Here is an 8,631-nt window from a genome sequence, read left to right on the forward strand (position 1 = left end):
CACCCAGTTCCGCATCTGGGCGACTAAGTTGCTGAAAGAATACATCACCAAGGGCTTTGCCATGGATGATGAGCGGCTGAAAAACGGTCGTTATTTCGGCAAGGACTATTTCCGTGAGTTGTTGGAGCGTGTACGTTCCATCCGTGCTTCCGAGCGACGTATCTATCAACAGATTACAGATATTTTTGCTGAATGCAGTATCGACTATGACCCTAAATCTGAAACCACACGGTATTTCTATGCACATGTACAGGATAAGTTCCACTTTGCCATCACAGGGCATACTGCCGCAGAAATAATTTATCTCAAAGCCGATGCCGAAAGGCCGCTGATGGGGATGATGACTTACAAAAATGCTCCGGACGGACGTGTGCTCAAATCAGATACCACCATAGGTAAAAACTACCTGCAGGAAGATGAGATCAAAAAATTGGAACGGACCGTTGCCGGATTTTTCGACTACATCGAGCGGATCATTGAAAACCGAACCACCTTCACCATGGAAAGCTTTGCCGAGAGTGTGAACCGCTTTCTGGAATTCAACGAATATAAAATTCTTGAAGGTTATGGCTCTGTTTCCCGCAAACAGGCCGAAGCAAAAGCATTTGCTGAGTATGACAAGTTCAACAAAACCCAGCGCATTGAATCTGACTTTGACAAAGCCATTAAACAGATTGAATCCTCAAATAGAACCGGTGGTTAAGCGGTAGGTAAGAAATCCATGGCACAAAATTCAAATTACAAACTGATGCACATTGGCATTCAATGGTATGTCGTGGGAAATGGATGCAGAATACCAGTTGAAGATAAGATTTCCGGCTTGCTGCTAATAGATCAATTGAACAAAGAAGTGCAAGATACCAAGACCTGCAGCTCACAGCTCGTCCAATCCCATGATTGTGGCCAGAGATAACCGATAAAGGTACTTTAGCTCAACTTTTTTCCACCCAAAACTTTTTTCAATTTCAAACGAACTCACGTCTTCGCGCCTGCCTGTTATCTTCCCTGAAAAAATGGAGGATATGATGAATCAGGTATCAGCATTCGGCCAAGCAGGCAGCAACAATTCGGCGCAGGAGGTGGAGATGATTGAGAGTGATCTTTTTAGCGCTATCAATGACAAGGTCAATGAGTCTCTGAAGTCCAGGGGAAAAGTAAACATTCTTATTGCCGGTAAGACTGGCGTAGGCAAGAGTACCCTAATTAATGCAGTGTTCCAGGGCAATCTTGCACAGACAGGTCAAGGCAGGCCGGTGACTACGCAGACCAGGGAAATCACCAAAGAAGGAATACCGGTCAGCATTTTTGATACCAGGGGGCTTGAAATTGCCGAGTACAAGGAGACCATCGGCGGACTTGCAGCTTTTATTGCAGAAAGAAACAGTGATACATATCCAATGAAGCATGTTCATATTGCCTGGGTTTGTATTTCAGAAGGATCACGGAGGGTTGAAGACGCTGAAATAGCTCTTGTCAGCGAACTGGCCCGTTTCGTGCCAATTATTGGGGTAATTACTCAGGCCCAGTCCGACAGGGGATTCAAAAACGAGGTTATTTCCATAATTCCCCAGGTCAGAAACGCAATCCGGGTTCGGGCTTTGGAAGAGCAGCTTGATTCAGGTCATGTTATTCCTGTTATGGGGCTTGAGGATCTTATCGATCTGACCATGGATCTGGTTCCTGAAGGCCAGAAAAATGCTATGGCTGCGGCCCAGAAAATTTCCATCAAGCATAAAAAAGAGCGGGCAACAAAGATTGTCGCTGGTGCTGCCGCATCTGCCGCAACTGTAGCATTAAGCCCGATACCTTTTTCTGATGCAGCACTTCTTGCACCCATTCAAGTGGGCATGTTGGCTGGGGTAAGCTCAGCATTTGGGTTGCCCGTTTCCAAAGCCTTTTTATACACTTTGATTTCCGGCAGTTTTAGCGCTGTAGCAGGCTCAATTGGAGGCAGAGCTCTGGTTGCCTCGGCTATGAAGTTTATTCCGGGTGTCGGCACGGTAGCCGGGGGTATGATTGCTGCTGGTGTAGCCTCGACCCTGACAACCACGTTTGGCATGGCTTATATTAGTGTTCTGGTTAAACTGATGGAAAGCAATCCTGACAGGTTGCCCTCTGCTGAAGAGATTGCCGCCTCGTTTAAATCAACTCTTAAAAGCCAGGCCGGATAAATTATAAGGCTCGGCCTGTGAATGGGGCCGGGCAATATTATGAAAGATTGTTGCCCCCCAGTGTAATCTGCGGGAGCATTACGAGTTTTTTGAAAATGGATGGGGACATTCCCGAAGCCAGGGACAGTCCCCTTCCGGGCGGATGCCTTGCCACATGCAAAGTGCTAAATATTATCTATATTTTATTCTGACAACTACATCTGGAGGGTGTCATGAATAAGTTGTTGTCCGTATTTCAAGATAAATTTTCAAGCGCCAAGGACCATTTTAGCGAATTCCTTTTTAAAGAAAGGACTTTGAATGTTTCTGACAAACTGATCAATCAGGCTGTCCAGGCTGATGAAAGATACAGGGGCAAGCTGTCTGAAAAGGGCCTGTCTGAAGTTGATTTCCAGGCCGAGCAGGATAAGCTCATTGTAAATGGTGTGCTGAGCAAGCATGTTAAGGATGCTGGATTCAAGGTTGAGCTTCGACCTGAGAAAATAATCTGGACAAAAGATGAACAGATCATTTTTATGAAGATGCTGGACTATGATTTGAAAATGCAGCGGGGCGGGTATTTTGACCTGTTCAAGCTGAGCATGGTCAAGGTGTTTATGGCTGCTTTCGGGCAGGAGACTGCTCTAAAAAAGGCCAACATTGAAGTGCAGGATGGGCTGATCAAGGTTGATTTTAAAGACGCTGGAGAAAATGCCAAAAGAATATTCAGATCCATTGAACTGAAAAATATCCAGTGCCTTCCCGGCAGTATTGCCATTACATTCAAACCCCGCAAAGATACAGCTAAGGAAAATATGAATCTGCTCAAGAACTGGCTTGCTGACCTAAGACAGTAGGAAGGGGAGGGAGCATTACGCGTTTCTGACAACTGAAAAAATGATGTGTTTGTCACAGCTTTTTTGGGGTTAAAAGCGGTTTATCATGGCTTGGCACGGCTTCCTGCCCGGAGGCTTACAGCCCGGAGGGGGACTGTCCCTGGCTTCGGGACTGTCCCTTATCTGGTTGTCAGAAACGCGTAATGCTCCCCCGCATGAGGTTGGGACATATGTCTGAGTGGTATTATGTCCAACCTGATGGGGATGAAATTTTCTCAAGAGAAAACGCCAGGTAAGGGACGCGCTGAATAAATCCATGAACCCGGACAAAATTGAGCAAGTCGCTCGAATACTGGGCGTATAATTCAAAATTATCTACTCAACATTAAAAGTTGTCATCAGGAATCAGCCATGTTTTTCCTTGAAATCCTGGCCTTGGCAATCATTATGTATGCAATCTGGATCGCCTTTTTTGAAAAATAACACGACAGCCTGGGCATACTCCCGATCTATTCCACTACTCGCCGCGAAGTACACGAGGAGCGCCTGGAAGAAGGTTCGGTCAGGCTTGAACACCCCGACCGGAATTTTTTATTGTCTTATAGCAATAAATCTTGCTACATCATAAAAGCTGTGGTAAAGCAAAGCATACTTATCTGCTTGAGCAACATGCCTGGAGACTGATTATGAACCAGAAACCAAACCCTTTTTCACTCAGAGAGCTGTCTCCGGCTGCCCCGTTCTGCAACCGTGAGACGGAGATGCACGCCCTGTCCAGGCACGCCTCTTCCGGCGTATCCGTGGTCCTTTACGGGCCGAGACGGTACGGCAAGACCTCTCTGGTGCGCAGGGTCCAGGATCGATTGATGAATCAGGGCGGAGCAGCTCTTTTCAGCGATTTTTTCGGGGTGACCTCTTCCGATGATGTGGCCAGGCGCCTGGCCACGGCTTTGTACCGTTTCACCAGCCCCCGGGAACCTTTGATGAAAAAAGCTATCCGCCTGATGCGCACCTTCAGGCCAGTGTTCAGGCCCGACGAAAGTGGCTCGGTCATGATTACCGTGGAGCCGGCGGGAAAGAGCATCCAGGGACTGGAACTGCTGGAACAGACCTTGGAATCGCTTGGCAGCGTGGTCAAGGACTTTTCCGGTCCTGTCAATCTGGCCCTTGATGAATTTCAGGAAATCACAGAGCTGCCTGACGGGTTTCAGATCGAAGCCCTGATGCGCACATCCATTCAGCGCCTGTCCTGTTCTTTCTTTTTCATCGGCAGTCGGCGGCGCATCCTTCTGGACATGTTCGAGAACCAGAACCGTCCGTTCTATCAAAGCGCTTTGCACATGGAGCTCAAGGCGCTGCCCGAACCGGATCTGATCTTATTTATCCAGGAACGGTTTCAAGCCCGGTCAGCCCGTTGCAATCCGGACCAGGCCCAAGCCATCGCCTCTCTGACCAGGGGGCATCCCTATCTCGCCCAGAAGCTGTGTTTTTTGATTTTTGAAAATTGTCGCGGGACAGTTCAGGATGACCATGTGACGGCATCGGTCCAGGAGCTTATGGAAATGGACCGGCCCCTGTACGAGGCTCAATTGCAGGGTTTGGCCCCCCGCCAGATCGCCCTGCTGCGCGGTCTGGCCGTAGAGCCCACGGCCGCTGTTTTTTCCCTGCTGTACATGCAGCGTCACGAACTGGGGTCCACCGGTGCGGTGCAGGGCGGGTTGAAGCGGCTCACAGCCCTGGACCTGGTAGAGCGGGACGCGCAAACAGAAGTCTGGCGCGTGACCGATCCCATGTTCGCCCTGTGGCTGGCAAGAATGTAATGGTCTCCTGACGGTTCCTGGTCAATTCCATGAGACATAATACCATGCCGGCTGATGATAGCCGCCCGTTGCTTCATTATTGTTGAATTTTTGCAATACCCACAACTTTGGCCGTAATAATCTCTACGTATGGTTAACTATTACATATAGGGGGTTATTATTATGTGTCCAGCTCAGGCCAGGATTATTTCTTATCCCTTGGATAAATCAGATAAGGATGTATTCTCTTACCGGAGACAAAGCCCTGACCTGAGCCAGGGTCTCTGAGACCAGAAACATCATGCTTTCACTTATTCGAGGGCGACCGCATAAATGATCATCATTGGGAAGGCCTTGAATAATTTGCCCGGATTGTCAGCCTGTTTTCTCACATCAATACGATACAAGGGTTGGAATGCCTGCCCCCTGCTTTTCTTAGAAAAGGGCTAAACTGTTATCAACATCACAATTTATATTCCGACACGATTTTTGTTGATTGATCTGGCTTATTAGGCGCTTAGCATAAATTTCAAACAAACATGTTTGTCGTTAAAGAATCTTTGCTTTCTTGTCGGTGGGGACAGGCACCCCGGCACATCATGCCCCGGTCGCGCAAAGCATACTGGGCCAAAAAGTTCGAGCGCAACACAGCCAGGGACGCGGAGAATTAACAGGCCCTGACAAGCCAGGGCAGGCGGGTCGTGGTCGTCTGGGAGTGCGGACTTCGGGACAAGAAGCGCCTGTCGCAACGGCTTTGTGCAGGGAAGACGCCGGATGCGCTTCGCTTATCCGGCCTACACGAAACCGTTACTGCCGTGGTTGCAGGATTCTTGGTAGGCCGGATAAGGCGATAGCCGCATCCGGCACAACGGCTGCACAGTGGAGTAAGCCCGGACTTTTTGAGCAGATACGTCCGTAAAAAAATGCTTTTCGTGTATCAACGCCCGGTCATCCTGACGCACCAATGGAGACAATATGACGTTCACGATTGTTTTTGATCTGGATGAGTTAATAGTCAACATGCAGCTTGGAAAAAGTCCGGAAACTGAGCTTCAAAGGGCGAAAACTTTGCTGGGCGAACAGTGCATGGAGCAGTTGACGCTTGTTGCCATGGGGTGCACATATCTTGTTTATCCTGGCTTCTACGAGGTTTTCAGGTGGCTACATCATCAATGCCATGCAATATACTTTTTCAGTTCAGGCTTGGAAAAAAGAAACATCGAACTTGTTTCAAGTCTTATGAATCGATCTTTTGGTAATGAATCTGATATAATCATGGAAAATATAAAAATATTTTCACGGCACCATTGTCTCGACCTTCGAAATGTTGAAGATGATGACCAATATCAGCCGTTCAGCTTGTTTGGAAATTACAAAAAAGTACTTCGAAATGTCGTTGTTCCTGATGAAAAAATACAATATACATTGCTTATTGAAGACGATCCGACATACATGATGAAAGGTGAAGAAGAAAACATGATCCTCCTTCCTTCAGGAATTGCCTACGTACCAGCCAATCAAAACGACAAATCGACATTGCTTTCACTTCACAAGTCTTACCTGTTATGCGGTATACTTGATTGCATATTCAGTAAAGCGTTAACCAAAAGAATTACTTTAACCAAAGCCTCGGCCCAGGTACATACGAATAGTGAAAACGGAAAGATAACCCTGGACGCCTTGCGTGAAATACGGAATAATGCTGCATATTACGAAAGAGGCCTATCAATATTACGTTCGTTCAATCCAGATCTACAATTTTTCGGAAAAATGAAGTAATATCCAGTGGAATCCGTCAAGGCCAGATACAATCTACTCCCGTGCCATGCATGGCGTTCTTTTGTCGCCGCGGTGGAACGAAAAGCTGAATCAGGCAACGCCCCTTGCCCTCACCCCGCCGCATCCACAATGGCGATTTCTTCCCGGCTCAGGCCGTACAGCGCATACACAAGCTGATCAATTTCCCCGAGCACAATATTGTCGGAGCGCAGAACCTTGCCTTGTCATTCGTAATCAGGTGGATGAATTTTACCGCCACGGCCATCCAGAAAATACGCCAGAAGCTATTTCCGTGCGGTGACGCTCATCTGGGGTATGCTGAAACCGATTGCCTTGCCTTGGGCATCCACGTCAAAGACAAGGGTGCCCGCAAGGTCGCCTCTGAAGAGAAACGTCTCCCGCGAAACCGGATAGAGGTCCATTCGCCCTATCCCGCCTTCAAAGGCAAGCCGGAGCATCAGGCCGGAGCCTTCAAGATAGACCTGGAAATCGATGCCCTCGACGGCCTCTTCGCCTTGCGGTTTGTAGGTTCCGATATACGACCCGACATACGACCGCAGGACGGATAACGGCACCTCCACAAGCTCCGCCTTTTCGGCACCCTCAATGTCAGGCCAGCCGTACACCCGACCGACGCTTCTCACGATTTCGTATATGAGCGGAGTGCCGTTTTCACCGTTCGTCATCACGGCCACGCCTTGCCCCCGTTCGCGCAATCCCATGAAAATTGTTCTGTATCCATGGTTGCCGCCCGTATGCTTGAAGATGAGGTCGTCAACCCCGGTTTCGACCAGAAAGCCCAGGCCAAATTCCGACTGAGGCCGCCGGGTCAGGATGTCGTCCGCGGTCTCCTTGTTCAATATTGTCCCCTGCCCTTTGCTCGCGTTGATGATTTCAATGAGCAGGCGGCCAAGGTCGGAGGGCGTCGTCCAGAGGCCGGCTGCAACGAGTTCTGGATAGGTATGCCATTTTCCCGGCACGACGGCCCCGTCCACGTCGTGGCCGCTGGCCGCGTTGGCCGCCAACGGGCTGGCCAGCGGTTGCGCGAAATCGCTGTCGGACATGCCCAACGGCATGAACACATTGCGGTGCATGTAGTCACGCAAAGGCATCCCGGTCACATCCTGGGTCATCAAATGCAGCACTTCCATTCCTCCGCCTGAATAGGAACATTTTGTTCCCGGCGTGTGGATGACTTTTACGGGCTGGTTGTTGGCCGGCGACAGGCCTTGGAGGGTTTGCAAAAGCGTTGGGATTGCTTCGCCGGAAGCATATCCGGCGAATCCTCCCACGCCTGTGCCACCTGTATGGGACATCAGTCGTTCAATGGTGGCTTTTTCCCTGACGGTATGGGCATTATCGGGAAGTCGCCAGGATTTGAGGTAGTCGTTCACGTTCCGGGTGATGTCCAGGGTTCTGGACTGGGCAAGCAGCATGATCCCGGTCACCGCAACAGGCTTGCTGATCGAACAGGCTTGAAAAACAGTCTTCGCGTTGACCGGATGCGCCCCTCCAGCCTCGACGACCCCATATCCTTTGGCCCATTCAATTTCGCCGTTGTTGACCACGGCGATTCCAACCCCGGGAACTCTGTAATGCCGCATGCGATCTCGCAAATTCAGCAGGGGCGGTTCGCCGTCGGCTTTGTAGACAGCGGGTATGAGAGAATTTTCAACGGCATCGATGCTTTTGGACTTTCCGTTGCTCCCTCCCCCGCAGCTTGTGGACAGAACAAGAGTGAAGACGAAAAAAACGAAAAGATAAAACGATTTTTGCATAGTTTTTTCCTCGCCAGGATAAAGGATGATGTGCACTGTGGCGGGACTTCACTCTCCAGCGGAATTGATTTCCGGGGGCACCAGGGCAGAGACCAGTAGCCGCAAGCCCTTGTTGACGTCGGCGCTGACCTCGTTGGCTGAAAGTGCCAGACCGGTCGCCAGTTCCGGAAAATACGCCGCCACGTTGCCGAAGCCGCCGATCTGGCCTTCATGCCCCCAGCCATGGCCGGCTTCGGGCGTTGCGTACTGAAAGAGGCCGAGGCCGACCCCCTTGTTGAATGCAGAATAC

At 49.7% G+C, this 8,631-nt stretch carries 7 protein-coding genes; 5 read left to right on the forward strand and 2 right to left on the reverse strand.

The window, feature by feature from the left end; genetic code table 11:
* From rhuM to QZP87_RS01540, 5 genes are all read left to right on the forward strand, one after another.
* On the forward strand, nucleotides 1-703 hold a 703-nt coding region (rhuM, locus tag QZP87_RS01520), incomplete at its 5' end, for a RhuM family protein (RefSeq protein ID WP_291321160.1).
* A gap of 322 nt (nucleotides 704-1,025) precedes the next feature.
* Nucleotides 1,026-2,171, forward strand: a complete 1,146-nt coding sequence (locus tag QZP87_RS01525) for a DUF697 domain-containing protein (RefSeq protein ID WP_291321161.1) — start codon at nucleotides 1,026-1,028, stop codon at nucleotides 2,169-2,171.
* Between the two features lie 212 nt (nucleotides 2,172-2,383).
* Nucleotides 2,384-3,007, forward strand: a complete 624-nt coding sequence (locus QZP87_RS01530) for a hypothetical protein (RefSeq protein ID WP_291321162.1) — start codon at nucleotides 2,384-2,386, stop codon at nucleotides 3,005-3,007.
* Nucleotides 3,008-3,672: 665 nt separating this feature from the next.
* Entirely contained in the window at nucleotides 3,673-4,806 is a 1,134-nt protein-coding gene (locus QZP87_RS01535; protein WP_291321163.1) for an ATP-binding protein, read from the forward strand.
* A 954-nt stretch (nucleotides 4,807-5,760) separates the two neighbouring features.
* Nucleotides 5,761-6,564 (forward strand): hypothetical protein, encoded by an 804-nt coding sequence (locus QZP87_RS01540; RefSeq protein WP_291321164.1) that lies wholly within the window; start codon nucleotides 5,761-5,763, stop codon nucleotides 6,562-6,564.
* Nucleotides 6,565-6,848: 284 nt separating this feature from the next.
* On the opposite strand, the gene QZP87_RS01545 is transcribed toward QZP87_RS01540, so the two are convergent.
* Nucleotides 6,849-8,342, reverse strand: coding sequence for a serine hydrolase domain-containing protein (locus tag QZP87_RS01545; protein WP_291321165.1), 1,494 nt, complete (start codon nucleotides 8,340-8,342; stop codon nucleotides 6,849-6,851).
* 48 nt (nucleotides 8,343-8,390) lie between these two features.
* Nucleotides 8,391-8,631: serine hydrolase (locus QZP87_RS01550; protein WP_291321166.1), on the reverse strand; the 241-nt coding region annotated here is incomplete at its 5' end.

Origin of the sequence: Desulfonatronospira sp. (assembly GCA_003563255.1) — a bacterium.
Classification (GTDB): domain Bacteria; phylum Desulfobacterota; class Desulfovibrionia; order Desulfovibrionales; family Desulfonatronovibrionaceae; genus Desulfonatronospira.

Bases quoted from the DNA above. Each gene is read 5' to 3' on its own strand.
- QZP87_RS01545 (WP_291321165.1), bottom strand. From the start codon at position 8,342: ATGCAAAAATCGTTTTATCTTTTCGTTTTTTTCGTCTTCACTCTTGTT.
- QZP87_RS01525 (WP_291321161.1), top strand. From the start codon at position 1,026: ATGAATCAGGTATCAGCATTCGGCCAAGCAGGCAGCAACAATTCGGCG.
- QZP87_RS01540 (WP_291321164.1), top strand. From the start codon at position 5,761: ATGACGTTCACGATTGTTTTTGATCTGGATGAGTTAATAGTCAACATG.
- QZP87_RS01535 (WP_291321163.1), top strand. From the start codon at position 3,673: ATGAACCAGAAACCAAACCCTTTTTCACTCAGAGAGCTGTCTCCGGCT.
- QZP87_RS01530 (WP_291321162.1), top strand. From the start codon at position 2,384: ATGAATAAGTTGTTGTCCGTATTTCAAGATAAATTTTCAAGCGCCAAG.